1 protein-coding gene is annotated in these 766 nt (G+C 77.4%); it reads right to left on the reverse strand.

Annotated features, from left to right (window positions below; translation table 11 throughout):
* A partial coding sequence (locus tag FGF04_RS41945; protein WP_328596520.1) for a cell division protein PerM occupies positions 1-754 on the reverse strand: 754 nt, incomplete at its 3' end.
* Positions 755-766 lie beyond the last annotated feature (12 nt).

The following is a 766-nucleotide window of genomic DNA, read 5'->3' on the forward strand; positions in this document are numbered from 1 at the left end:
ACGCCCGGGGCGACTGTTCTCCGGACGGTTGCCCTTCGGGCGGCAGGTCGCCACGGACGGGCGGTTGTCCCCCGGGCGGCCGGTCGGCGGGCGACTGTTCTCCGGACGGTTGCCCTTCGGGCGGCAGGTCGCCACGGACGGGCGGTTGTCCCCCGGGCGGCCGGTCGGCGCGGGCGCGCCTCCACTGCATCCGGTCCAGGAGCCCGCTGATACCGGTGCCGGACGCCGTTCCACCACTCGTCCGTGTCTGCGTCGGCGTCTGCGTCTGCGTCGGCACAGACGTCGATGTCTGTGCCGACGCCCGCACCCCCGGCTCGCGCAGGCGCCATGCGCGCAGGGCCAGGCCCACCGGCAGGGACACCGCCGCGATCCAGCCCGCCGCGGCCGGTCCCGTCCGCCACCAGACCGGGCCGAAGTCGGCGAGCGCGGCCACCCCGAGGGGCCCGCCGGCCACGGCTGCGAGCACCGCGAGGGCCAGCCCGCACAGGAGCGCCGCGAGCGCCAGCGTCCCGGCGGTCCTGGGGAGCGCGTCCGGTGGGCGGGGTGGGTGGCGAGTGCTCCTGCGTCCGGGACCGGAGTGCCCGCAGCCAGGTGCCCCACGCCCGGGGCGACTGTTCTCCGGACGGTTGCCCTTCGGGCGGCAGGTCGCCACGGACGGGCGGTTGTCCCCCGGGCGGCCGGTCGGCGCGGGCGCGCCTCCACTGCATCCGGTCCAGGAGCCCGCTGATACCGGTGCCGGACGCCGTTCCACCACTCGTCCGTGTCT

The sequence above is a fragment of the Streptomyces apricus genome, assembly GCF_008369065.1.
Classification (GTDB): domain Bacteria; phylum Actinomycetota; class Actinomycetes; order Streptomycetales; family Streptomycetaceae; genus Streptomyces; species Streptomyces apricus.